Origin of the sequence: Neorhizobium vignae, assembly GCF_000732195.1 — a bacterium.
In the GTDB taxonomy this organism is placed as follows: domain Bacteria; phylum Pseudomonadota; class Alphaproteobacteria; order Rhizobiales; family Rhizobiaceae; genus Neorhizobium; species Neorhizobium vignae.
Window position 1 is genome coordinate 732,990 of sequence record NZ_JNNU01000002.1, and the last position, 23,660, is coordinate 756,649.

Here is a 23,660-nt window from a genome sequence, read left to right on the forward strand (position 1 = left end):
ACCTTAGAGGATGCGCGCCGCGAAAGGCTTTGCGCGAAATCAAACGGCGTCGGAAACGTGGAGCGGGATCGGTTCCCCAAGCGAGCGGCGCATACCACTCGCTTCACGGTTCTTGTCGCCGCCGTTGAACGCTGCAAAGGCACGATTGTTCCCCGGCGCGGTTGCACCGAAGCGAAAATCGCCAAACGTCTGGAAAACTCAGGTGGCCGGCGGCTCGGGCCAGGCGGAAACGCCCCCGATCCATTGTTCGAAGGCCCTGGAGAGTTTCAGCACGAGCAGGTCGTCGTAGCGCGGGCCGACGATCTGCAGGCCGATCGGCATGCCGGATTTCGAAAAGCCGCAGTTGATCGACGAGGCCGGCTGCTCCGACATGTTCCACGGTACCGTGAAGCCGATATGCTCGAAAGGTTTCGAGGGATCGTTGGTCGGCGAGGCCCACTCCGCCGGATAGGAAACGATCGGATTGGTCGGTGAGATCACCGCATCCACGGTCGTGAACAGCTTTCCGCAGGCTTTGCGCATCTCGATCGTCTGGTTGAAGCCGCGCACCGCCTCGACGCCGGAAATGTAGGTGCCGCCTTCCGCCCACTGGTAGATATAGGGGAGGATCAGCGCCCGGCGCTCTTCCGGCATTTTCTCGATATCGCCCCAGAACCGCGCGCGCCAGAAACTGTCCAGGCCGTCGAGCATGGTGCGGGTCATGACCGGTTCGACCGGGATGATGACCGCCCCCGCCTCCTCGAAGCGTTTGGCGGCGGCCACGACAGCATCGCGGACCTCGTCCTCGACGGCAAGGCCGATGCCGGCGTCGAGCATCAGGCCGATCTTCAAACCTTTGACGTCGATGTCGAAATCCATCCAGTCGAAATCGTTGGGCGGCAGCGAGGTGCCGTCGCGCCAGTCGGGGCGCGACAGCGTCGCCATGGAGAAGGCGGCATCTTCGACGGTGCGGGTCATCGGTCCCGCGCAGCGGCCGACATAATAGGGATCAAGTGGAATGCGGCCCTGGCTCGGCTTGAAGCCGAACAGCCCTGTCCAGCCGGCCGGCAGGCGCACTGAGCCCCCGATATCCGTGCCGATATGCAGAGGGCCGAAACCTGCAGCGCCGGCGGTCGACGCGCCGGCGCTCGATCCGCCCGGGTTCTGGGTAAGGTCCCAGGGATTGCGGCTGAGGTGATGGAAGCTCGACAGGCCGGAGGAGAGCATGCCGTAGTCCGGGCAGGTGGTTTTGGCAAAGATCACCGCGCCGTCCTCTCTCATGCGCGCGGCGATGGGCGCGTCTTCCGTGGCCGGCACCAGTTCGACCGCAGCGGTCCCGAGCGGCACCGGCTGGCCCTTGGTGGCGATCAGTTCCTTCAGCGTCACCGGGATGCCGTCCAGCGGCCCAAGCGTCGCCCCTTTCGTCCACCGCTGGGTGGAGGCTGCAGCCTGCGCCCTGGCGCTGTCCGGATCGTAGAGATAGAGCGCTTGAACATGCGGCTCGAAGGCGGCGACGCGATCCTCGACCGCCAGCCAGTATTCCGAGGGCGAGAGCTTCCTGGCCGAATAGAGATCGAGCAACTCACGGATCGTCAATTTCAAGAGGTCATTCATCGCAATATCTTCGTTTTTCGAAATCAGGAATTGTCGCGGGGATCGAGGAGGTCGCGCAGGCCGTCGCCGAGCATGTTGAGCCCGAGCACGGCGAGCGCAATGGCAAGCCCCGGCATCAGCGCCAGCCACGGCGCCTGGCCGAGGAAAGTCTGCGCATCGGCCAGCATCCGCCCCCAGGTGGGCGTGGGCGGTGGCATGCCGAGACCGAGGAAGGACAGGCCGGCTTCCGTCAGGATCGCCAGGCCGAGCTGGATCGTCACCTGCACGATGATCTGGTTGGAGATGTTCGGCAGCACATGCACGAGCGTGATCTTGGCTTTCGGGCGGCCCATGCTGACGGCGGCGGTAACATAGTCCCGCGTCCAGATCTGCAGGGCGGCGCCGAGCGCGAGCCGCGCGAAGACCGGCACCATGAACACGCCGATGGCAATGATCGCCGTGAACCGGCCCGATCCTATGAAGGCGCCGAGCATCATTGCCGACAGGATCGGTGGGACCGCGAAGATGATGTCGCAGCCGCGCATGACGACGAGTTCCAGCCAGCCGCGCCGCATGGCGACGACGACGCCGATGGCCGTTCCGACGCTTGCGCCGAGAAGCACCGCGAGAATGGAGGTCGAGAGCGAGTTCCAGGCTCCGACCATCAGCATCGAGGCTACGTCGCGGCCGAACTGGTCGGTGCCGAGGAAGCCGAAATCGAGTGGAGCCTTGAGTTTGTGGACGATGTTCATTTTCGTCGGCGGGAACGGCGTCCAGACGAGCGACAGCAGCGCCACGGCAAACAGCGCGAGCGTGATGACGAGCCCGATAAGGAAGACAGGGCGGCGAAGGAGTTTCCTCATTGTGCCCGCCTCATTGTGCACCGGCCCTGAGGCGCGGATCGACGACCAGGTAGGCGAGATCGACCAGGAAATTCATCAGGATCACCAGTGCCGAGAAGAACAGCACGACATCCTGCATGACGATGATGTCGCGCTGGGACAGCGCCTGATAGGCAAGCCGCCCGAGGCCCGGCAGGTTGAAGACGTTCTCGACCAGCACCGCGCCAGCGATCAGGAAGGTGAATTGCAGGCCGAGCATGGTGAACACCGGCACCAGCGCGTTCGGGACGGCGTGCCGCCAGATGGCGATACCCTCGCTCAGGCCCTTGGCTCGGGCGGTGCGCACGAAATCCTCGTTCATCACCTCCAGAACCGCGGCCCGCGCCACCCGCGTCAGCACGCCGGCCTGCGGCAGGGCGAGCGCCACGGCCGGCAGGATCAGCGCCTTGAGGCAGGCAAGAAATCCTGCGTCCCAGCCGGGAAACCCGCCGGCCGGCATCCAGCCGAGCATGGTGGAGAACAGGATGATCAGCAGCAGCCCGACCCAGAAGGCCGGCACCGCGATGCTGATATAGGAGAACAATCCGGCGACGAAATCGAAGGCACCGTTATGCTTGCGCGCCGCCTGCACACCAAGAGGAATGGCGATCGCCACCGAAAGCACGATGGCGATCAGCGCCAGCGGCAGAGTGACCGCAAGCCGCTCGCCGATCAGCCCCGCAACCGGCACGCCATAGGTATAGGACTGCCCGAGATCGCCCCGGAAGACCCCGGCGAGCCAGGCGAGGTAACGCACGGGGAGCGGCTGGTCGAGGCCGAGCTGCTTCTGCAGCGCCGCGAGCGTTTCCGGGCTCGCCGAGGTACCGAGCATGATCGCCGCCGGATCGCCGGGCAGCAGGTCCATGACAGTGAAGATCAGCAGCGAAACGATGAGCAGCGTGACGGCGAGGCTCAAGGTTCGACGGATGAGGAGGGAGATCATGAGCGACGCACTCCCGCTGATCTCCCCCCTTGAGGGGGAGATGTCACCGAAGTTGAAAGAGGAGGGGAGCGGCGATGCGACAAGGAAATGGGACGACGAGTGTGTCGAGAGGTCGCCCCCCTCTGCCCTGCCGGGCATCTCCCCCTCAATGGGGGAGATCGGTCTGCGGCGCGCACCCCAATCAAATTCATAACTTGAACTTCACTCTACCCAATGAACATCCGTCAGAACGTTCGACGGGATCGGCTCGTTTTCCCACAGACCCTTCACCTTACCATCCCATACGCCGAGCTTCGGCATGACGAACAGGAAGAGCGCCGGTACGTCGTTGGCAAGGATGGTCTGCGCCTCGCCGTAGAGCTTTTCCTGTCCGGCGGCATCGGAGGTCATCTCGACCTTTTTCAGCACGTCGTTGAAGGCCGGGTTCTTGTAATTGAAGTAGTAGGGATCGCGGGAATAGATGTCGATGTCCATCGGCTCCGCATGGGCGACGATGGTCATGTCGTAGTCGGCAGCCTTCAGCACGTCGGCAACCCATTTCGCCGGGAACTCGGTGGTCTCGATGTTCATCGTCACGCCGATTTCCGCAAACATCGCCTGCAGCACCTGCGACGTCCGCTGCGCATAGGCCATCTGCGGCGCCTTGATGGTGAAGGTGAAGCCGTTCGGGAAGCCGGCCTCGGCCAGCAGCGCCTTGGCCTTGGCGGCATCATAGGGATAGACGCCGGTCAGGTCCTTGTAGCCGCGGTCGTTCGGCGTGTAGTGGCTGCCGATCGGCGTGCCGAAACCGGACCAGGCGCCTTCGACCACCGTGGCGCGGTCGACCGCCATCATCAGCGCCTGACGCACCTTTTTGTCGCTGAACGGCTTGCGGGTATTGTTCATGCCGGCAACGACCTTGAGCTCGGTATTGCCGATGACGGTCGTCAAACGTTTGTCGCCTTCGAAGGACTTGATCAGTTCCGGCGCACCGAATTCCGGGAAGGCATCGACATCGCCGGCCTTAAGCGCCGCGGCCTGGGCCTGCGGATCGCTGATGAAACGGAAGGCGGCTGTGTCGAGCTTCAGCGAGACGGCCTTGTTCCAGTAGTCCGCGTTCTTGGCGAGATCGACCTTGGAGCCCTTAGACCAGCTGACGAACTTGAATGGGCCGGTGCCGATCGGGGTCGTCTTGTTGTCGGCGGCCGATTTCGGTTCGACGATGGTCGAGGACGGCCAGCCGAGCCAGTAAAGCAGGCTGCCCGCCGGCTGCTTGAGCTTCAGGACGAGCGTCGAAGCATCCGGCGTCTCGACCGTGTCGATCGAGGCGAAATAACGCTTCTGCGGATTGACGGAATCAGCGCCACGGGCACGGTCGATCGAGAACTTGGCAACCGCGCTGTCGAAGGCGACGCCGTTGTGGAACTTGACGCCCTGGCGGAGCTTGAACGTGTAGATCAGACCATCCGGCGAGATCTGCCAGCTTTCGGCAAGCTGCGGCTTGATCTTGCCGTCCTTGTCGATCGTCGTCAGGCCCTCGAAGATGTTCTGCCAGGTTACCTGGCCGATTGCGACCGGTGCGGCGACCGTCGGATCGAGCCCGGCCGGCTCGATTGCCATGCCGACTGTGATCGCGGTCTTTGCCGCCGCCTCCGCGCCGGTTTGCCCTAAAAGCAGGCCCGCGCTCATCGCAAAGCCAAAAGCTGCACTCTTCAATATGGTAGCAGAGCCCAAAAGCGTCATCCTGCCCATCCGTCATCCCCTTTTTTTGGAACGAGACCCGCCTGATCGGCACCTGCGGGATCGTCGATTGCCAAAAGTGTGTCACTTCGCAGGTGCACACACAATGCAGAATTTTGTGTTCTCTGTGTAGCCGAAAACGCTACACGAAATGCAATTAGGCGCTGGCCCTTTTGGGCGCCGATTTGCGCGTATCGGCGCCGCGCATGAAGCGCTCGATGAAATCGACGAGCTTGCCCGCCGCGAACGAAAGCTGGCGGTCCGGCGCGACGCAGAGATCGATGGGCGTGCGCACCGCCTTGCCGGCGGTGATCGGCACCGCCGCAAGCTGGCCTGCATCGATTTCGCGCTGCACCGCAAGCGCCGGCAGCAGTGTGACCGCGGCGCGGCGCAACACCAGTTCCTTCAGCATTTCCAGAGAACCGGTGACGAAAACCGGATCGAGCTCAAGCCCGTCCTTGGCGAACAGGTCCTCGAAAGCCTGCCGGGCGCCAAAGTTCTTGTCGGGCAGAGCGAGCGGCATGTGGATCAGGTCGCGCAGGGTGAGTTCCCTCGCACCGGCGGACGGATGGTCGGCGGCCATGATGACATCATAGGTGATTTCGGAGCGCAGCCGCACCTTCACCCCGGATATCTTCGGCGCAAACAGGGTCACGACCAGATCGGCTTCGGCGGCGGCGAGCGCCTCGACAGCCTCGCGCGCACTGGTGATCGCCACCTCGAACCGCAGCTTGGGATAACGCAGGCTGAATTCCGCAAGCACCGGCGCGATCAGGTTGGCGACCGTCGCGCCGTTGGCATAGATCACCACCTTGCCGCGCTGCAGGCCCTGCAGGTCGTCGATCAGCTGGTGGACATGTTCGAGTTCGCGCAGCGTCCGCCCTGCCCGCGCCGCCAGCAGCTCGCCGGCGGCGGTCAGCTTAATGCCGCGATTGCTGCGCTCGACGAGCGGCGTCCCGAAATAATGTTCGAGGTTCTCGATCTGGCGCGAGACGGCGGTGGCAGCAACGTTGAGATTCTCGGCTGCTGCCCGCATCGAATTGGTGCGGACCAGTTCGTCGAAATACATAAGCGCCCGAAGCTGCATGCGATCCTGCCGGCTGAAACATGTCGCCCGGAAACGGGGACCGGTTCCGGGATAGGGACATAGATAAAATCGAGACGCTCGTCAGCCGCGGCGAAAACCTTCGCTGGCGACGAGCAGCTGGCGGGTATAATCGGCTGAAAACTCGCGGTTTTCCAGTGCTTTCCGCGGCACCGTCTCAACCACCTTGCCGGTTTTCATCACAGCCAGCCGCTCGCACATATGGCTGATGACACCAAGATCGTGGCTGACCATCACGAAGGTGAGGTTGCGGTCGCGGCGCGCCTGTTCGAGCAGATTGAGGATTTCCGCCTGGATCGAGGCGTCCAGCGCCGAGGTCGGCTCGTCGAGCAGCAAGATCTTCGGCTCCAGGATCAGCGCCCGGGCGATCGCGATGCGCTGCCGCTGGCCGCCCGAAAGCTGGTGCGAATAGCGGAACCGAAAACCCGACCCGAGACCGACCTCGTCCAGCGCCCGGTTGATGCGCGTCTCGATATCGGTGAAACCGTGGATGACGAGCGGTTCCAACAGCAGCCGGTCGACCGTCTGGCGTGGATGCAGTGAACCATAGGGGTCCTGGAACACCATCTGGACGGTGCGGTAGAACTCCTTGTCGCGCTTGCGGCCGGAATAGGGGCGGCCGTTGACGCTGAGCGTGCCTTGGTCGAAGGAGGCGAGGCCCGAGACAGCGCGCAGGAGTGTCGATTTGCCGGAACCGGATTCGCCGACGATGCCGAAGGATTCGCCCGTGCCGATATCGAAGTTCACATGATCGAGTGCCGCAAACTCATCGTATGTGACGACCATGTCGCGGATGGAGAGAGCCGATGTCATAGCGCCCACTCCGGCTTGCGGTCGAGCACGGGCAGCGGGTGCCGGTCGGAACCGATGGTCGGCAGGCAGTTCAAGAGCCCGCGCGTATAGGGATGCTGCGCATCGGCGAGATTGGCGGCCGGCAGTTCCTCGACGATCCGGCCGGCATACATGACGATGACCCGGTCGCAGAAGGAAGAGACGAGCCTGAGATCGTGGGAGATGAAGATCAGCCCCATGCCGCGGTCGGCCACCAGCTTGTCGAGGATATCCAGCACTTCGAGCTGCACGGTGACGTCGAGCGCCGATGTCGGCTCGTCGGCGATCAGCAGTTCCGGACCGCAGACCAGCATCATGGCGATCATCGCCCGCTGCCCCATGCCGCCGGAAACCTCGTGCGGATAGAGCGAAAAGACCCGCTCCGGATCGCTGATCTGCACAGCCTCCAGCATGGCGAGCGCGCGGGCCTTGGCTGCCGAGGTCGAGATCTTCTCGTGCGTCTTCAATGTCTCGACGATCTGCCGGCCGATGGTCATCACCGGGTTCAGCGAATATTTCGGGTCCTGCAGGATCATCGCCACCTTCTTGCCGCGCAGGTCGCGCCGCTCGCGGGCCGGCATGGTGAGCAGATCCCGGTCGCCGAAAGCCAGCTTCCGTGCGCTGATCCTGGCGTGGCCGGGGGTCAGGCCCATGATCGCGCGCCCGGTCTGCGACTTGCCGGAGCCGGATTCGCCGACGATGCCGAGCCGTTCGCGGCCGAGCGCGAAGGAGACACCGCGCACCGCCTGCACGTCGCCCGTGCGGGTCGGGAAGGTGACGCGCAGATCCTCCACCGTCAGAAGCGGCTTGACCGGCACCGTCATTGGCCTGCCTCCTTCGGATCGAGCGCATCGCGTAGGCCGTCGCCCAGCAGGTTGAAGCCGAGGCTGACGATCAGGATCGCAAAACCCGGCATGGCGGCGACCCACCATTGATCGAGGATGAAGCGGCGGCCCGAGGCGATCATCGCGCCCCATTCGGGAAGCGGCGGCTGAGCGCCGAGACCGAGGAAGCCGAGGCCCGCGGCGGTAAGGATGATCCCGGCCATGTCGAGCGTGACGCGCACGATCAGCGACGAGATGCAGAGTGGCATGACGTGGCGCAGCACGATGCGGAAGGGCGAAGCGCCCATCAGCTTCACCGCCGAGATGAATTCCGAATTGCGGAAGGTCATCGTTTCGGCCCTCGCGATACGGGCATAGGGCGGCCAGGAGGTCACCGCGATGGCGAGGATCGCGTTCTCGATGCCGGGCCCGAGGGCTGCGACCAGCGCCAGCGCCAGGACGAGTTTCGGGAAAGCGAGGAAGATGTCGGTGATCCGCATCAGCACCGCATCGATCCAGCCGCCGGCATAACCGGAGACCGTGCCGACGATGAGCCCGATCGGGGCTGCGATGATCGCCACCAGCACGACCACCAGCAGCGTCAGCCGCGAACCGTAGAGCAGCCGCGAGAGGATATCGCGGCCCTGGTCGTCGGTGCCAAGCAGATAGCCCGGCGAGCCGAGCGGCAAGAGGCGGGAATTGCGCAGGTCGCCGACGACGGGATCGTGGGGAGCCAGAACGCCCGCGAATGCGGCGACGAATATGAGCCCGAGGATGATCGCGAGCCCCATCAGCGCCAGTCGGTTTTCGGCAAACCGGCGCCAGACGATATAGGCCCGCCCGAAACGCGCCTGGCGGCGCGAGGTCGGCCGGTCGGAGAGAAGCCACTCGCGGCTATAGGGTTTGAGGGAGGTTTCGGTCGCACTCATCGGCTACGCGTCCTCGGGTCCAAAGTCCGATAGAGAAGATCGGAGAAGATGTTGATGCCGACGAAGACCGCTCCAATCACAAGCGTGCCGCCGAGCACCGCGTTCATATCGGCATTCTGCAGCGAGTTGGTGATGTAGAGGCCGAGCCCCGGCCAGGAGAAGATGGTCTCGGTCAGCACCGAGCCTTCCAGCAGGTTCGCATAGGACAGCGCAATCACCGTCACCAGCGGCACGCCGGCGTTGCGCAGCGCGTGGAACCAGATGATCCGCGTTTCCGACAAGCCTTTGGCGCGTGCTGCCACCACATACTCCTGGGAAAGCTCGTTCAGCATGAAGGAACGGGTCATGCGGCTGATATAGGCGAGCGAGAAATAGCCGAGCAGCGCCCCGGGCAGCGCGATGTGCCGGAACAGGTCCCACATCACCTCCCACTGACCCTGCATGGCGGCATCGAGAAGATAGAAGCCGGTCTGCGGCGTGAAACTGTATTCGTAGACGATGTCGACGCGTCCCGGGAAGGCGACCCACCTGAGCTGCGCATAGAAGAGCACAAGTGACAGCAGCCCGAGCCAGAATATCGGCACCGAATATCCGATCAGGCCGATCACACGGACGATCTGGTCCGCGATGCTGCCGCGCCGGACCGCCGCGAGGACGCCGAGCGGAATACCGAGGACCGAACCGATCAGCGTACCGATCGTCGCGAGCTCCATGGTAGCGGGAAAGACCCGCTTGATATCTTCGAGCACCGGATTGCTGGTCAGCACCGAGGTGCCGAGATCGCCGGAAAGCGCCTGTTTCGTGTAGATGACGAACTGTTGATAGAGCGGCAGGTTGAGCCCCAGCTCGATCCGGGTCCGTTCGACGAGATGGGCCGGCGCCCTGTCGCCGACGATCGCCAGCACCGGATCGATGGGGATGACCCGGCCGATGAAAAAGGTGACGACCAGGAGGCCGAATATGGTGGTGACCACCGTCACCGCGAAACGCAGGACGGAGGCCAAGGCAGACGAAGCACGGCGCCTATTGCGCCGTGTCGCCACGGATGTTTCGGGTAAGGTCAAGGAACTGGCCTCTCAGGCTTAATCCTTGGAAACCGAGAACACGTAGTTGGTATCGAATGTCGGGCCGAGCTTGAAGTTCTTCACACCCTTACCGACGCCGGCGACTTCCGTCTGCTGGAAAATCAGCGCGAACGGGCCGCTCGCGAGCAGCTTTTTCTGCAGGCTCTGGTAGATCGAGGCCCGCTTTGCCGAATCCCGTTCGAGGAAGCCCGACTTGGTTTCCTTCGTCAGCTCCGGAATGTCCCAGGCGTTACGCCATGCGAGCGTCTTCGAGGTGCCGTCGTCGGCATTGTTCGGGTTTGAGGTGAAGGTCTCCGCGTTGGAATTCGGATCCCAGTAGTCGACGCCCCAGTAGCCGATATACATGTCGTGGGTGCGGGCGCGGTACTTGGTCAGCGTCTGCTTGCCATCGCCGGGAATGATTTCCAGCTTGATGCCGGCCTGGGCGAAGGTCTGCTGGATGGACTGCGCGATGCCGGTGGTCGGCTCGTTGTTGCGCACGTCCATGGTCACCGAGAAACCATCCTTCAGTCCTGCCTTGGCGAGCAGTTCCTTGGCCTTGGCGACATCGAGCTTGTAGGGCTTGTCGTCGATCGAGCCGAGAATGCCCTTCGGCAGGAAGGTCTGGTGGACTTGACCCACGCCCTTGATGAGGGTCGATGCGATCGCATCGTAATCGACGAGATATTTCATCGCCTCGACGACTTCAGGCTTCTTCAGGTTCGGGTTCTTCTGGTTCATGCTGAAATAGAAGACCGAGCCCTTCGGCGTGCTGGTGATCGTCTGCCCCTTTTTCGAGACCGCCTCGATATCGTTCGGTTCCAGATTGCGGGCGACGTCGATGTCGTTGTTTTCAAGCGCCAGACGCTGCGCGGCGCTTTCCTTCATGTGACGATAGACGACCCGGTTGAGCTTGGCCTTCTCGCCCCAGTAATTGTCGTTACGCTCCAGCACGACCACTTCGTTGGCGCGCCATTCGCGGATCTTGTAGGGACCGGAACCGGCGAAATTCGTCTTCAGCCAGGCATTGCCGTAGTCGTCGTTGGTGACGTGCTGACTGACAACCTTCTTGTCGACGACCGCAGCAACCGTCGCGGTCAGGCAGTTCAGCACGAAGGACGGCGCATAGGACTGGTCGACGGTAAGCACGAAGGTGCTCGGATCCTTGGCGATCGCCTTCTGGGCGACGTTGTCCTTCTTCAAGCCGAACTGGTTGAGGATGAAGGCCGGCGGACCGTCGATCTTGACCGACCGCTCAAACGAATAGGCGACGTCCTCGGCGGTGATCGGGTTGCCGGAGGCGAATTTCAGCCCCTGCTTGATCTTGAACGTGTAGGTCAGGCCATCGTCGGAAACACTCCAACTCTCGGCGAGGTCCGGCGTGACCTTCGAGGTGTCGTTGATGTCGAGGCGGACGAGGCGGTCGTAGCTGTTGCCGTTGATCTCACCGGCCGAGAATTCGAACGCCTGGCCCGGATCGAGCGTGATGATGTCGTCGAAGGCGAGCCCGATGACGAGCGTGTCCTTCGGCGTCACCGCGAAAGCCTGCGGTGCGGCGAGCAGCATCAGCGACAGCGCCGCGCTCGTGGACAACACGCGCAGCCGCTTGTTGAGTGTATTGATCATGGTCTGCATTCCCCTGTTTTTTGTTCGTTGGACCTTTGGAAAGAAGCCTATTCGTGCCAGGCCTTCCCCAAAACTCTGAGCCAGTTTTCCCGGCATAGCTTTTTCAGCTCTGCGTCAGCGTAGCCCGCTCCCTTGAGCGCCGCAACCAGATTTTGATTGCCCGCAGCATCATGTATTTCTTCGGGAATCGAGGCGCCGTCGAAGTCCGATCCGAGCGCCACGTGATCGATGCCCATGCGCTGCACCAAGTGGTCGATATGGCGCACCATGTCCGAAAGCGGCGTGGCGACATTGTCGCGCCCGTCGGGGCGCAGCATGGTCACCGCGTAGTTGAGACCGACGAGGCCGCCGCTTTCCTTGACCGCATCGAGCTGTTTGTCGGTGAGGTTGCGGGCGACCGGCGTCAGCGCATGCGCGTTCGAATGGCTGGCGATCAGCGGCTGGTCGGAAGTCCTGGCGACATCCCAGAACCCCTTCTCGGTAATGTGGGCGAGATCGATCAATATGCCGAGCGTGTTGCAGGCCTTGACCAGTTCGAAGCCATGGTCGGTGAGGCCGGGGCCGGTGTCGGGCGACATCGGATAGGCGAAGGGCACGCCATGGCCGAAAATGTTGTGGCGGCTCCAGACGGGGCCTAGCGAACGCAGGCCGGCGGCGTAGAAGACTTCGAGATTGTCGAGATCCGCATCGATCGCCTCGCAGCCTTCCATATGCATGACGGCGGCAAAACTGCCCTCGTCCATCGCCTTGCGGATATCGGCGGTCGAATGGCAGAGCCGCCAGGCGCCGGCGCGGTCGAGGCGGAGCGCAATTGACGCCATTTCGAGCGCGGTCGTCAGCGACGGAAGATGATCGAGCGGGACGGATAGCGGCGTGACGTAGTGACCCTTCTGATCGGGTTCCTTCAGAACCAGTTCGCCGGACGGGATATAGATGGCGCAGAGGCCGCCTGCGAGACCGCCGGCCTTGGCGCGCGGCCCGTCGATATGGCCGTTCGGGGTGCCGGTTGCAAATTCGGCAATCGGGTCGCCGCCTGCCTTCATGTTCCGCCAGAGCCGCAGGAGCACGTCGTTATGGCCGTCGAACACCAGTTCCATGAAGTCTATTCCCGATTGTCTTGTGAAAGTTCCAAGGTGAGCAATGCGGCGATCCTAGCCAGCCGCTCCTCTTTCGCAAGCCGGAAAACGCGTCAAGCCGTCCAGCTCCCCTCGCCCGCCTTCTTCAGCATCGGGGTCCTGAAAACGCTTGCCACACGCGGCCGCCATTCCTTGCCGAACGCATCGAGCTTGTCGTGCCAGCGCTCCGATTGCAGCATGGCCGCACCGATGACCACCGGCTCGATTCCGAGCGAAGCCATCAGCGTCAGGCCGGAGACGATCGAGGTGCCGCTGGAAATCACGTCGTCGATGAGGGCGACACGCCTGCCCTTTATCAGCGGCAGCATGCGCGGATCGGCATAAAGCCGTTTCTGCTGTTCCGGTGTGGTGATCGAGGACAGCGGCACCGACAGGTTTTCGTCGTACCAGAATTTTCGCGAGGTCCCGAGCGGCACGTAGCGCAGGTGGCCGAGCGCGCGGGCGACGGCAGCCGCAAGCGTCAGACCCAAAGTCGGCAGGCCGACGATGACTTCCGGGCGAAAAGCGGCGATCTTCGGTGCAAGATCGGCGGCAAGCGCATCTTGGACGTCGAAACTCGCCTGGTTGATGATGAGGGAGGCGAGCGCATGCTCTCCGTCGGCGAGCGGCCGGATCGGCAGCCTGATCTGGCTGCCGTCATCGAGCGTTGCCGGGAAGAAGCCGGAAAACGGCCCGGCCCGATCGAACGAACCTGCCGGATGGACGTCCTGCCAGAAATCATGCGGCTGCATTCGCTTTTCCTATTCGAGAATTTCGAGGATCGGCGATTCCAATAGCGTGCCGGTGGCGACGTCGGCAATGCCGCGATCCGTCTGGTGCGGGCCGGGATTGCAGGCAAGCGTCGCGCCGAAACAGGCCTTGAACACGAGATAGGGCGGCTGCCAGTCGACGAGGCGGTCCATGGCGGCGCGGATTTGTCTGAAACCTTCGGCCACCTCCGCCATCGGCGCCTCCGAGACGAGGCCGGAAAGCGGCAGCGGCAACAGCACTTCGACCTTGCCGCCGGTTGCCACCGCCATGCCGCCGCCGGCCTCGATCACCGCATTGGCAGCAGCGGCCATGTCGGCCGGATCGGACCCGAAGACGGTGAGGTTGTGGCTGTCATGCGCAAGCGTGGTGGCGAATGCACCCTTCCAGGTGCCCCAGCCGGTCAGGAACCCAAGACGGGTGCGGCTGTCGGCGCGGCCGTGGCGGTGGGTCACGGCGATCAACGTCGTGCCCTCCGGGGGTACCACGTAGCCATCGACGACATCCGCATCCGTCTGCCCCCAGTTCGTGAAGCGCGGGCGATCGATCGTCGCGAGCCTGACTCTGCGGCCCTCGGCGGGCAGTTTGAAATCTTCCGCCCGAAGCGGCTCGAGCTTGACCGAATCCTGCAGAACGCAGGGGTCGGTCGCATGGAGTTCGACCGTCATCACGCCGTCACGCGCGATCAGCGTGCCGCTGGCAAAAACGTGGCGGGCGCGGAAATCCGCAAGATCCTCGAAGAGCACGATATCGGCCCGGCGACCTGCGGCGATCAGGCCGAGGTCGGTGCGACCGAGGCGCGCCGAAGCGTTGAGTGTCGCCGCCTGCAGCGCCCATTCCGGTTTCATGCCATAGCGCACCAGCCGGCGCACCACGTCGTCGAGGCCGCCGCCCTGAACGAGATCGTCCGGAAAAACATCGTCGGTGCAGAGCGTCACCGTCTGCGGCAGGCGGCCAAGTGTGTTGAGTGCCTCGACGAATTCCGGCAACAGATGATCGTGGGATCCGCGCATCTCGATGGTCAGGCCCGCACGCAGCTTGGCCATCAGGTCGGCAGCGGAGACGAGTTCGTGGTCTGACGTAATGCCCGACGCCATGAAGGCTGCGAGGTCAGGCCCTACGAGACTGCGGGCATGGCCGCAGACCAGCTTTTCGGACACCAGCGCCGCCTGGACGATGGCGCTCATGCGCGGATCGCGATCGATGACGCCGCGCATGTTCATGACTTCGGCAAGCCCGCCGATCTTGGGCCAGAACAGCATTTCCTCGATCGTCGCCGCGTTGAAATCGGCGCCGGCCATTTCGAGACCGGGCGCCGACGGCACGCAGGACGGCGCCAGAACGACGGCGCGCAACGGCAGCGGCTTCGCCGCCTCCAGTGCCCAGGCCACACCTTCTGTCCCGTGCACATTGCCGAATTCATGCGGGTCCCAGACGACCGTCGTCACCCCGCGCGGCAGCACGGCGCCCGCATAGGTCGCCGGCGTCACCATCGAACTTTCGATATGCATATGCGTGTCGATGAGACCCGGCGAGATGAACGTGCCCGTCGCGTCGATGATCTCCGCGGCATCCGAGCGGGAGCCGGTCTCATGGACGCTGGCGATTAGAGGGCCGACGAGGCCGATATCGGCCGCACGCAGCTCACCGGTCACCATGTCGACCAGCGTCCCGCCCGATATCAGGATGTCGAACGGCGCATCGCCACGCGCGGCGGTAACGGCACGGTCGCGCAGGCCCGGTTCGGTGAATTCCTGTACACTCGAGATGATACTCTTCACCAGCTTGCCTCTGCCCGCAGTGTTTCAAGAATGATGGCTCTCGCCTTTTCGACGTCGATATCGACGCCATAGGCCGCGTTGAATTCGCCCCGGCCGGTGCGCGTCTCGACCACGGTGCGGCCGCGCGTCAGCGTGCCGGACAGTTCGACATCGATGCGCGCCTCGCGCCAGGTGACATGTTCCGGAAAGGCGAAGGCGACGGCCGCGACCGCATCGTAAAGCGCCATGGCCGGACGACCACGGCTGGTGGCGATCGCCACGAACCCGGCGAGAAGATCGGCAACCAGGTCCGCGTTACGCCCGCCAGCAGCCCGGATCGGCGCCACATCGTCCGGTGCGCAGAGCACCTTGCGGCAGAGATCGAGATCGATCATCCGCAACGGGATCTTGTGAGCGAGCACGATCGCCAACGCTTCCGGGTCGGCAAAGGCGTTGAACTCCGCGGATGCGGTATGATTGCCGTTGGTGACCCCGCCGCCCATCCAGGTGAGATCGGTGATTTTGGCCGCAAGATCCGGCCGGGCGAGCGCCAATGCCGCGATATTGGTGAGCGGGCCAAGCGCCATGACGCGGCGTTTGCCCTCGCCCTTTTCGAGCCAGGAACAGAGCGCCTCGAAGGCATCGGTATGAAACGCATCCGGCGCTTCGGGCAAGGCCCGGCCCGCGGTCGGGATACCGGTCTGGCCTAGTATGCCTGTCGCAGTCTCCATTTTGGCCAGCACCGGTGCAGCGCGTCCGGCATGGACCGGGAAGGGCCAGACGAAAGCGGAGGCCGCGCCGGCTGCATTGCGGCGGACATGCTCGATAGGCGCGTTGCCGAAGACCAGTGAAACGCCGTCGACGCCGAGCCCCGCATGCGCTGCGACCATGATCGCAGCGATGTCGTCGAAACCCATGTCCGTGTCGATCCAGATACCCATGTCAGCAAATCCTACACGAATCGCGAGAGCGGCGCGGCCTTTTCGGCCGGCAGGTCGAAGGTGAGGCCGGCACCCAGCGCATGCGGCGGCTGGCTTGCCTCGACCTCTGCCTTGATCGGGCCAAGCGCGGTATCGAGCAGGTATTCCCGTGCGTCGCCGGCGAAGGAAGTACCGCGCACGGTGCCCTGGAAAGGACCTGTCCCCAGGGTCACCATACGCGGCCGCCAAGCAAGGCCCGCCGCTGAAGGGGCCTTGCCCGAGAGATCGATGAGACCTGCGCTGGTCTTCATCTTTCCGTTTTCGAGCGGGAAAATGTTTTCGAACCCGACGAAGTCTGCAACGAAGGACGATGTCGGGCGGTTGTAGATGTCTTCCGGCGAACCGATCTGCTCTATCTTACCGCTCTTCATGACCACAATGCGGTCGGCGAGCGCCAAAGCTTCGGCCTGGTCGTGAGTGACGAAGATCATTGTCACGCCGGTCTCCTTCTGGACGCGCTGCAGCTCGGTGCGCATTTCCAGCCGAAGGCGGGCGTCGAGATTGGACAGCGGCTCGTCGAGCAGCAGAACCTTCGGCTCCATCACCATCGAACGCGCGAGCGCCACGCGCTGCTGCTGGCCGCCGGAAAGCTCGGCCGGCTTGCGGTTGGCGAACGTCGAAAGGCCGACGGATTTCAGGCCGGACTGGACCTTCGTCTCGAGCTCCGTACCACGCATGCCCTTGAGCTTCAGCCCGAAGGCGACGTTCTCGTAGACGGAGAGATGCGGGAACAGCGCATAGGACTGGAACATCAGGCCGACAGCGCGTTTGTTGGCGGGCATGCGGGTGATGTCGGCACCGTCTAGGCGGACATGGCCGCTTTTCACCGCCAGCAGGCCGGCGATCGCCCGCATCGTCGTCGTCTTGCCGCAGCCGGAAGGGCCGAGCAGCGCGATCAGTTCGCCTTTGCGGATGTCGAGATCGAGGTTCGCGACGGCGACGGAATCGCCATAGGCGAGCGTCAGCTTTTCGAGCGAGAGATAGGACGCATCAGACATAACGGGAGAACCCCAGGAAACGTTCGGCAATGAAAACGATGCCGATGGAGAGGAAGGCGAGCAGCGACGAAAGCGCTGCGACGGAGGGATCGAAGACGATTTCCATATAGGCGATCATGTCGACCGGCAGGGTGCGCACGCCAGGCCCCGAGAGGAACAGCGACACCGGCACCTGGTTGAAACTGGTAACGAAGCCGAGGATGAAGGCCGACATGATGCCGCCGCGGATGTTCGGCATCACCACCCGGAAGAAGGCGCCGAGCCGCGAGGAGCCGAGCAGCACTGCCGCTTCTTCAATATCGGAGCGCAGATTGTCGAGGCTGGCCGAGACGACGCGCACCGCATAGGGAAGCACCAGCGCAGTGTGGGCGAGGAACAATGCCAGCGTGATGCCGACCTGGAAGGGGACGACAATGTAGCGCAGCAGCGCCAGGCCGACGATGATGCCCGGAACGATGATCGGCGCCGAAACGATGGTGCGGACGATCTCGGCGCCTGGCAGCTTGTAGCGCGACAGGGCATAGGAGGCCGGGATGCCGAGGACAAGCGCCGCCGCCGTACCGCCGATCGCCAAAAACAGCGACATGCCGAACGAGGCACGGAAACTCTCGACCGTGAAGACCTTGGCGATCCAGCGCAGCGAAAATCCCTGCGGCGGGAAGGCAAGCGTCTCGCCGGCCGAGAAGGAGGCGGCGACGATGATCAGGAACGGCCCGATCAGGAAGGCGATCACCAAGAGAAGCGTGATGGGGATGAAGAGGCTGCGCGCGGTCATGCCTGGCTCCTCTGCTTGTTGCGGGCCGTGGCGACCCGCTTGAGGAGAATGTTGGCGGCAAAGCTCATGACGATCAGGATGAAGGCGATGACGCTTGCAGCGACGAAATTGTTGGAGACCGCAACCTGCTGGTAGAGCAGCGTTTCGAGCATCAGGACCTTGGAACCGCCGAGGATCGCGGGGGTGATATAGGCGGTCAGCGAGCCGGTGAAGACCAGCGTCCCGCCGATCACGAGGCCTTCCTTGGTGAGCGGCAGCACGACCTTCCAGAACACCTGGAACCAGTTGGCTCCGAGGACGCGGGCTGCCGGAATGGCGTCCTTCGGCATGTTTTCGAGCGCCGAAATCAGCGAGATGATCATCAACGGCAGGAAGAGCTGCAGCAGGCCGATGAAAATAGCCGTCTCCGAGAATAGGATGCGCAGCGGCGCCTCGGTGATGCCGAGCGCCTGGAAAGCCTGGTTGACGATGCCGGTGCGGCCGAGGATGACGATCCAGGCATAGGTGCGGGCGACCGGCGAGATCATCAGCGGCAGCACCACGAGGCCTGTGACCTTGCCCTTGGCGCCGGGTTCCAGGCTGACGATCGCGAACGCCGCCGCATAACCGATCACCGCAGAGGCGACCGTAACGAGGGCGCTGAGCCTGAGCGTGCGCAGGAACACTGTCTGGTTCAGCGAATTGGAGAAGAAGTCCGTATAGGCGGAAATCGTCCAGCCCCCGGTCGGCGCGCGAAATCCATCCGATAGCAGGATCACGACAGGCACGAGAAACACCGCCGCCGCGAAGATCGCGGCCGGCAGCGCAAGTGCCAGCGCTTCAGCCCTGTTCTGGAACATGGTGGTTCGATCCTGTTCAATAAGTCGGGATGCGGACAGGCATTTGCGCGCTGCCCGCATCCCTCAGCCTTGGGAGGCTATTCCGTGGTTGCGTTGACCTTACTGGCCGACCTTCTCGTTCCAGGTCTTGATCCAGCCGGCACGGTTATCGAGTGCGACGGCGGACGGGATCAGCTTCAGGCTCTTTGCCGTTTCCTCGCCATAGGTGAGGTTGTTGGCGATCGCCTCCGAAAGCTTGACATCCTTGTTGGACGGGCTGTCGATCAGCTTTTCGGCGAGCTTGGTCTGGACTTCGGTCGAGAGCCAGAAATCCATGAACTGCAGCGCGAGGTCGCGGTTCTTGGAGCCTTTGGTGACGGTCATGACGTTCATGCCGCCCGTCTGGCCTTCCTTCGGCATGGCCCAGGCGATCGGGAAGCCGAGCTTGGTGAAAGGCGCCCAGGTGAAGCGGCCGATCGGCGCTGCCCAGATTTCTTCCTGCTGCATCAGCTGCACCAGCTGCGACGACTTTTCGTAGAAGGTGACGATCTCGCCCTTCTTGGCGCCAACCGCTTCGATCGGAGCCTTCAGGTCCGGGGTGTCCTTGGCAAGCGCAAGGCCGAGCATATAGAGCGCCGGCGGGCCCTGGTTGGTGGTGACGTTCGGCCATGCGACATGGCTTGCATATTCCGGCTTCAGAAGATCGGCCCAGCTGTCGATCTTCATCTTGTCGGAACGATAGGCGATCGAGGTGGCATAGAACGTGTAACCGACGCTCATGCCGTCGCCGTTCGGATCCTTGGCAATGTCATAGAGCTTGCCGAAATTCGAAAGCTTCGATGTGTCGACCTTGTCGATCAGGCCGGCACGCGAGGCAGCCAGCGCATCCGCCATCGAGATGACGGCCATGTCGACGACCGGGTTGGCCTTGTTGGCCTCCATCTTGGCGAGGCGCTCGACGCTGTTGCCGGTCTCGACAACCAGCTTGCAGCCGCAGATCTTCTGGAAGGGTTCGTAGACGATCTGCTTGTATTCGTCCTGGGCGAGCGCATAGACGGAAATCGTCAGCGTTTTTTCCTGGGCGAGAGCCGGGGTTTGCGCGGCACTCATGGCGAGCATCAGGGCGGCGCCCGACGCAAGAATGACCTTGTTCATGATGTGATTTCTCCTGCTGTCGGCGTGTTGGGGGTTGAGGCATGCAAATTCGGTGTGCGGCCGGCGTACGGGGCGGCCGTCGACTGGCGTATGATGAGCTGCATCGGGACGCGGTCCGTCTCGGAGATGACGTTGCCGGTCGAAACCTCCTCGGCTCCGTTCTCGGCCTCTCCCTCCGGCTCGATCGCACGGATCAGCGCGGCAATCGCCAGATCGGCGATCGTCGCCATGTCCATCCGTACCGTGGTGAGGGCCGGCGTGACGACCGCCGACCAGATAAGGTCGTCGAAACCGGTGACGCTGACCGTTTCCGGCACGCCGATGCCGGCGCGCTGCAGCTCCGTCAGCGCCCGAAGAGCCGAAAGATCGGAGACGGCCGCAAAGGCCGTAAAACCCGCCCTGGCCTTGTCCGCCAGACCGAGCGGGCAGCCTTCGCCCGAAACCGCCTCGACTTTCTCGATCCACATTGTATCGCATTCGACCTGCGCGCCGAGGCCGGCCTTCAGCCCGCCGACACGGTCGTTCTGCACGTTCGAGGAGGCGCTGGTACCGATCAGCAGGACCTTGCGGTGGCCAAGCTCCGCAAGATGGCGCCCCATCTGGCTGCCGCCCTCCCAATGGTCGGCCGAAACGGTATTGCCTGGCGTGGAAGGCGTGTCGATGACGGCAACGGGGCAGCCGACATCGGCGATCCGCGTGCCGCGCCGGGGAACGATGACCATGCCGTCGACGCCGCGTTCCAGAAGCCGGCCGATCGCCTCGGTCTGCGCCGCGATATCGCCACGCGAGTTGGCAATGAGCACGCCGTAGCCGGCATTCGAGGCGGCGTTCTCGATCGCCTGGGCGATCTGCGGGAAGAGCGGGTTGGCGATATCCGGGAGGACGAGCCCGAGGACCCCGGTACGGCCGGTGCGCAGCGCCCGGGCGGTCAGGCTCGGCACGTAACCGAGTTCGCTTGCCTTGGCCCGCACCTTCTCGATAAGCTCCGGCGACACGCGCCCCTTGCCGGAAAGCGCATTCGACACGGTCGCCGCCGACACGCCGAGGGCGGCAGCGATGGCGCTCATGTTCGGTCCGGGACGGGGTAAAGCCATAGGATGCTCTGATTAAACGTTTAAGCACGAATACTTTGCTCGAAAGGCTTTGTCGAGTCGTTTGTAAATGCCAGTCCGGATATCCCCAATGCGGCCTTGACTTCCCAAGCCCCGACCTGTGGAAATCCTTGGGTATTGATGGGGGACACTGATGCAGGACGACGAGACAACCGGCCTTTCCGCGACGGCACTTTCGGAAGCAATCCATGATGGCCGGGCCTCCTGCGCCGGCGTGATGACCTCCTATCTCGAACGGATCGACAGGCTCAATCCCGCAATCAACGCGATCGTCAGCCTGCGCGGCCGGGACGAGCTTCTGGCCGAGGCCACGGAACGCGACGCAGAGCTTGCCTCAGGCAAATCGCGCGGCTGGATGCATGGCATGCCGATCGCCATCAAGGATCTCTGCGAAGTGAAGGGCATCCGCTGCACCTATGGCTCGCCGATCTTTGCCGATTTCGTGCCTGAGAAGGACGAGGTGATGGTCGAGCGCATTCGCGCGGCCGGCGCGATCATCATCGGCAAGACCAACACGCCGGAACAGGGGCTCGGCTCGCAGAGCTACAATCCGGTGCACGGTATCACCAGGAACCCCTACGACCTGACCAAGACGGTCGGCGGCTCGAGCGGCGGCGCGGCGGCGGCCCTTTCGGCACATCTCCTGCCGGTCGCGGATGGCGGCGACATGATGGGCTCGCTGCGCAATCCCGCAGCCTTCAACAATGTCGTCGGTTTCCGCCCGAGTTTCGGTCGCGTCCCCACCTCCCTGAAGCTGGAGAACTTCATGGGCCAGCTCTCCGTTCTGGGCCCCATGGGCCGCACGGTGCGCGATGTCGCCGCCCTGCTTTCGACCCAGGCCGGTTACGATCCGCGCGATCCGCTATCCCTGCCGACCGAGGACCTGACGCCGAATGACAGCCGCGACTTTTCAGGCGCCCGCATCGCCTGGCTGGGCGATCTCGGCGGCTATCTGCCTTTCGAACCCGGCGTGCTTGACCTCTGCCGGGCGACGCTTCCGGTCTTCGAACAGATCGGCTGCGCGGTGGAAGAGTTCGTTCCGGACTTCGCCATGGACGATCTCTGGCGCTCCTGGACGACGCTGCGCAGCTGGCTGACCGCGAGCGGCATGCGCGACAACTACGACGATCCGGAAAAGCGCGCCAGGATGAAGCCCGAGATGATCTGGGAAATCGAGCGCGGGCTCGACATGACGGCGCGCGAGGTGCATTTCGCCTCGAAACGCCGCAGTGCCTGGTATCAATACCTGCTGACCGTGTTCGACCGGTACGATTACCTGATCCTGCCGTCCGCCCAGGTCTTCCCCTTCGATGCGGAAACCCATTGGCCGAAGGAGATCGGCACCCGGACGATGGACACCTATCACCGCTGGATGGAGGTCGTGGTCCCGGCCTCGATGGCCGGCCTTCCGGTCGCCGCCATGCCCGCCGGCTTTGGCGCAAACGGCCTGCCCGCCGGCATCCAGATCATCAGCCGCCCGCGCGCCGACAAAGCGGTGCTGGAGATTGCGCTTGCCTATGAAGCGGCGACCGACTGGCTGGATAGGCGGCCGAGGCTTTAGACGAGACGGGGGCCGTCTTAACCCTCCCCCTTGTGGGGAGGGTTCTTGATGCGGAGCGAAGCCCCTCCCCACAAGGGGGCAGGGCTCCACGCACCGCCTACCACCCCACCACTTCTTCCCGGTACCGCCCGATCTCCTCGACCAGCCACGCCCGAAAAGCCACCACCGGCCGGAAATCCGCCTTGCTGAGCGGTGCCACAGCATAATAGGCGCTGGGGCTCGTCACCTGATGCGGGAACGCCTCGACAAGCTGGCCGCTCGCCAGTTCCGAGTCGATCAGGAAAAGCGGCATCAGCGCAACACCGAGGCCCGCGATACAGGCCTGGGCGACGTTGCCGAACTGTTCGAAGCGCATTCCCTGCGACGGCGTGCCGGAGATGCCAAGGCTTTCGAACCAGTGGTTCCAAGCCCCCGGCCGCGAGGCCATGTGCAGCAGCGGCAGGCGCATCAGATCCTCGGCCTTCTTGATCGGGTGCGAAGCGAGGAACGACGGCGACGAGACCGGCGCCACCATTTCCTCCATCAGGAACGTGCATTCGGCCCCAGGCCAGTCGGGTTGCCCGATATGGATCGCCATGTCGATGCCGTCACGATCGAAATCGAAGACGCCGATGCGGGTGGCGAAATTCAACGTGATTTCCGGGTGGCGGGCGACGAACTGCGGGATGCGCGGCATCAGCCAGCGGGTGCCGAAAGTCGGCAGGATTGCCAGGTTCAGCTGGTCACTATGTCGTTTGGTCATGGCCTGCAACGAGGCGGAGCGGATCTGCGACAGTGCGTTCGCCACCGCCTTGGCATAGTCGGCGCCTGCGGAAGTGAGGCTGACGCCGCGGCTGGTGCGGTCGAACAGCTGGATCCCCAACTGCTCCTCCAGGCCGGAAACCTGCCGGCTGATCGCTCCTTGCGTCAGCGACAGCTCTTCCGCCGCGCCTGAGAAACTGCCGAGCCGGGCGACGGAATCGAAGGCCGCGAGCGCGGAGGTGGAGGGTAACAATTTTCGTGAGAGGCTGACCATCGCCTATTACTATAGATCATGGCTTGATGAGTAAACGGTGCTTGCTCTCCGGCGCCAGGCTGGCGATAATTCTTTAAACTTCAATTTGCCAGATTTCAAACCGGAGGCA

Annotated in this window: 21 protein-coding genes; 1 reads left to right on the forward strand and 20 read right to left on the reverse strand. The window is 63.5% G+C overall.

Annotation, left to right across the window (positions count from 1 at the left end):
• Nucleotides 1–198: 198 nt before the first annotated feature.
• The 19 genes from GQ59_RS03720 to GQ59_RS03815 form a co-directional block, all read right to left on the reverse strand.
• On the reverse strand, nt 199–1,593 hold the full coding sequence (locus tag GQ59_RS03720) for an amidase (RefSeq protein WP_037077497.1): 1,395 nt from the start codon (nt 1,591–1,593) through the stop codon (nt 199–201).
• A gap of 23 nt (nt 1,594–1,616) precedes the next feature.
• A complete protein-coding gene (locus GQ59_RS03725) occupies nt 1,617–2,435 on the reverse strand; it encodes an ABC transporter permease (protein ID WP_037077499.1) in 819 nt (272 codons plus the stop codon).
• A gap of 10 nt (nt 2,436–2,445) precedes the next feature.
• Complete coding sequence (locus GQ59_RS03730; protein ID WP_037077502.1) at nt 2,446–3,396, reverse strand: ABC transporter permease; 951 nt, start codon at nt 3,394–3,396, stop codon at nt 2,446–2,448.
• Nucleotides 3,397–3,597: 201 nt separating this feature from the next.
• Nucleotides 3,598–5,127: an ABC transporter substrate-binding protein gene (locus GQ59_RS03740; RefSeq protein ID WP_037077507.1), complete on the reverse strand. Its 1,530-nt coding sequence runs from the start codon at nt 5,125–5,127 to the stop codon at nt 3,598–3,600.
• 145 nt (nt 5,128–5,272) lie between these two features.
• On the reverse strand, nt 5,273–6,202 hold the full coding sequence (locus GQ59_RS03745; protein ID WP_037077512.1) for a LysR family transcriptional regulator: 930 nt from the start codon (nt 6,200–6,202) through the stop codon (nt 5,273–5,275).
• Between the two features lie 81 nt (nt 6,203–6,283).
• Nucleotides 6,284–7,033 (reverse strand): ABC transporter ATP-binding protein, encoded by a 750-nt coding sequence (locus GQ59_RS03750; RefSeq protein WP_037077514.1) that lies wholly within the window; start codon nt 7,031–7,033, stop codon nt 6,284–6,286.
• Nucleotides 7,030–7,875, reverse strand: coding sequence for an ABC transporter ATP-binding protein (locus tag GQ59_RS03755; RefSeq protein WP_037077518.1), 846 nt, complete (start codon nt 7,873–7,875; stop codon nt 7,030–7,032). The genes GQ59_RS03750 and GQ59_RS03755 overlap by 4 nt, the downstream gene beginning before the upstream one ends.
• Entirely contained in the window at nt 7,872–8,804 is a 933-nt protein-coding gene (locus tag GQ59_RS03760; protein ID WP_037077521.1) for an ABC transporter permease, read from the reverse strand. The genes GQ59_RS03755 and GQ59_RS03760 overlap by 4 nt, the downstream gene beginning before the upstream one ends.
• Complete coding sequence (locus tag GQ59_RS03765) at nt 8,801–9,847, reverse strand: ABC transporter permease (protein WP_432762566.1); 1,047 nt, start codon at nt 9,845–9,847, stop codon at nt 8,801–8,803. Before GQ59_RS03765 ends, GQ59_RS03760 begins: the two co-directional genes overlap by 4 nt.
• 39 nt (nt 9,848–9,886) lie before the next feature.
• On the reverse strand, nt 9,887–11,494 hold the full coding sequence (locus GQ59_RS03770; RefSeq protein WP_037077526.1) for an ABC transporter substrate-binding protein: 1,608 nt from the start codon (nt 11,492–11,494) through the stop codon (nt 9,887–9,889).
• Nucleotides 11,495–11,541: 47 nt separating this feature from the next.
• Nucleotides 11,542–12,591, reverse strand: a complete 1,050-nt coding sequence (locus tag GQ59_RS03775; protein WP_037077528.1) for a dipeptidase — start codon at nt 12,589–12,591, stop codon at nt 11,542–11,544.
• A gap of 92 nt (nt 12,592–12,683) precedes the next feature.
• Nucleotides 12,684–13,361 carry a phosphoribosyltransferase gene (locus GQ59_RS03780; protein WP_037077531.1) on the reverse strand — a complete coding sequence of 226 codons (678 nt, stop codon included), beginning with the start codon at nt 13,359–13,361 and terminating at the stop codon, nt 12,684–12,686.
• A 9-nt stretch (nt 13,362–13,370) separates the two neighbouring features.
• Nucleotides 13,371–15,158 carry an adenine deaminase gene (locus tag GQ59_RS03785; protein WP_051903759.1) on the reverse strand — a complete coding sequence of 596 codons (1,788 nt, stop codon included), beginning with the start codon at nt 15,156–15,158 and terminating at the stop codon, nt 13,371–13,373.
• Nucleotides 15,155–16,078 carry a nucleoside hydrolase gene (locus GQ59_RS03790; protein ID WP_037077534.1) on the reverse strand — a complete coding sequence of 308 codons (924 nt, stop codon included), beginning with the start codon at nt 16,076–16,078 and terminating at the stop codon, nt 15,155–15,157. Before GQ59_RS03790 ends, GQ59_RS03785 begins: the two co-directional genes overlap by 4 nt.
• Before the next feature lie 11 nt (nt 16,079–16,089).
• Nucleotides 16,090–17,115, reverse strand: coding sequence for an ABC transporter ATP-binding protein (locus tag GQ59_RS03795; RefSeq protein WP_037077536.1), 1,026 nt, complete (start codon nt 17,113–17,115; stop codon nt 16,090–16,092).
• Nucleotides 17,108–17,890: an ABC transporter permease gene (locus GQ59_RS03800; RefSeq protein ID WP_037077537.1), complete on the reverse strand. Its 783-nt coding sequence runs from the start codon at nt 17,888–17,890 to the stop codon at nt 17,108–17,110. Before GQ59_RS03800 ends, GQ59_RS03795 begins: the two co-directional genes overlap by 8 nt.
• The gene (locus GQ59_RS03805) at nt 17,887–18,729 is read right to left on the reverse strand and encodes an ABC transporter permease (protein WP_037077540.1); all 843 of its coding nucleotides are present in this window, start codon (nt 18,727–18,729) and stop codon (nt 17,887–17,889) included. The genes GQ59_RS03800 and GQ59_RS03805 overlap by 4 nt, the downstream gene beginning before the upstream one ends.
• A 99-nt stretch (nt 18,730–18,828) precedes the next feature.
• Nucleotides 18,829–19,863 carry an ABC transporter substrate-binding protein gene (locus tag GQ59_RS03810; RefSeq protein ID WP_037077548.1) on the reverse strand — a complete coding sequence of 345 codons (1,035 nt, stop codon included), beginning with the start codon at nt 19,861–19,863 and terminating at the stop codon, nt 18,829–18,831.
• Nucleotides 19,860–20,957 carry a LacI family DNA-binding transcriptional regulator gene (locus GQ59_RS03815; protein ID WP_037077551.1) on the reverse strand — a complete coding sequence of 366 codons (1,098 nt, stop codon included), beginning with the start codon at nt 20,955–20,957 and terminating at the stop codon, nt 19,860–19,862. The genes GQ59_RS03810 and GQ59_RS03815 overlap by 4 nt, the downstream gene beginning before the upstream one ends.
• A gap of 151 nt (nt 20,958–21,108) precedes the next feature.
• On the opposite strand from GQ59_RS03815, the gene GQ59_RS03820 reads away from it, so the two are divergent.
• A complete protein-coding gene (locus GQ59_RS03820; RefSeq protein WP_037077555.1) occupies nt 21,109–22,536 on the forward strand; it encodes an amidase in 1,428 nt (475 codons plus the stop codon).
• Nucleotides 22,537–22,633: 97 nt separating this feature from the next.
• Here GQ59_RS03820 and GQ59_RS03825 read toward each other — a convergent pair whose 3' ends face one another.
• Nucleotides 22,634–23,551, reverse strand: coding sequence for a LysR family transcriptional regulator (locus GQ59_RS03825; RefSeq protein ID WP_037077558.1), 918 nt, complete (start codon nt 23,549–23,551; stop codon nt 22,634–22,636).
• Nucleotides 23,552–23,660 lie beyond the last annotated feature (109 nt).

Excerpts from the sequence above, each read along its gene's own strand:
- GQ59_RS03720 (WP_037077497.1), bottom strand. The coding sequence starts at position 1,593 with ATGAATGACCTCTTGAAATTGACGATCCGTGAGTTGCTCGATCTCTAT.
- GQ59_RS03725 (WP_037077499.1), bottom strand. The coding sequence starts at position 2,435 with ATGAGGAAACTCCTTCGCCGCCCTGTCTTCCTTATCGGGCTCGTCATC.
- GQ59_RS03730 (WP_037077502.1), bottom strand. The coding sequence starts at position 3,396 with ATGATCTCCCTCCTCATCCGTCGAACCTTGAGCCTCGCCGTCACGCTG.
- GQ59_RS03740 (WP_037077507.1), bottom strand. The coding sequence starts at position 5,127 with ATGGGCAGGATGACGCTTTTGGGCTCTGCTACCATATTGAAGAGTGCA.
- GQ59_RS03745 (WP_037077512.1), bottom strand. The coding sequence starts at position 6,202 with ATGCAGCTTCGGGCGCTTATGTATTTCGACGAACTGGTCCGCACCAAT.
- GQ59_RS03750 (WP_037077514.1), bottom strand. The coding sequence starts at position 7,033 with ATGACATCGGCTCTCTCCATCCGCGACATGGTCGTCACATACGATGAG.
- GQ59_RS03755 (WP_037077518.1), bottom strand. The coding sequence starts at position 7,875 with ATGACGGTGCCGGTCAAGCCGCTTCTGACGGTGGAGGATCTGCGCGTC.
- GQ59_RS03760 (WP_037077521.1), bottom strand. The coding sequence starts at position 8,804 with ATGAGTGCGACCGAAACCTCCCTCAAACCCTATAGCCGCGAGTGGCTT.
- GQ59_RS03770 (WP_037077526.1), bottom strand. The coding sequence starts at position 11,494 with ATGATCAATACACTCAACAAGCGGCTGCGCGTGTTGTCCACGAGCGCG.
- GQ59_RS03775 (WP_037077528.1), bottom strand. The coding sequence starts at position 12,591 with ATGGAACTGGTGTTCGACGGCCATAACGACGTGCTCCTGCGGCTCTGG.
- GQ59_RS03780 (WP_037077531.1), bottom strand. The coding sequence starts at position 13,361 with ATGCAGCCGCATGATTTCTGGCAGGACGTCCATCCGGCAGGTTCGTTC.
- GQ59_RS03790 (WP_037077534.1), bottom strand. The coding sequence starts at position 16,078 with ATGGGTATCTGGATCGACACGGACATGGGTTTCGACGACATCGCTGCG.
- GQ59_RS03795 (WP_037077536.1), bottom strand. The coding sequence starts at position 17,115 with ATGTCTGATGCGTCCTATCTCTCGCTCGAAAAGCTGACGCTCGCCTAT.
- GQ59_RS03800 (WP_037077537.1), bottom strand. The coding sequence starts at position 17,890 with ATGACCGCGCGCAGCCTCTTCATCCCCATCACGCTTCTCTTGGTGATC.
- GQ59_RS03805 (WP_037077540.1), bottom strand. The coding sequence starts at position 18,729 with ATGTTCCAGAACAGGGCTGAAGCGCTGGCACTTGCGCTGCCGGCCGCG.
- GQ59_RS03810 (WP_037077548.1), bottom strand. The coding sequence starts at position 19,863 with ATGAACAAGGTCATTCTTGCGTCGGGCGCCGCCCTGATGCTCGCCATG.
- GQ59_RS03815 (WP_037077551.1), bottom strand. The coding sequence starts at position 20,957 with ATGGCTTTACCCCGTCCCGGACCGAACATGAGCGCCATCGCTGCCGCC.
- GQ59_RS03820 (WP_037077555.1), top strand. The coding sequence starts at position 21,109 with ATGCAGGACGACGAGACAACCGGCCTTTCCGCGACGGCACTTTCGGAA.
- GQ59_RS03825 (WP_037077558.1), bottom strand. The coding sequence starts at position 23,551 with ATGGTCAGCCTCTCACGAAAATTGTTACCCTCCACCTCCGCGCTCGCG.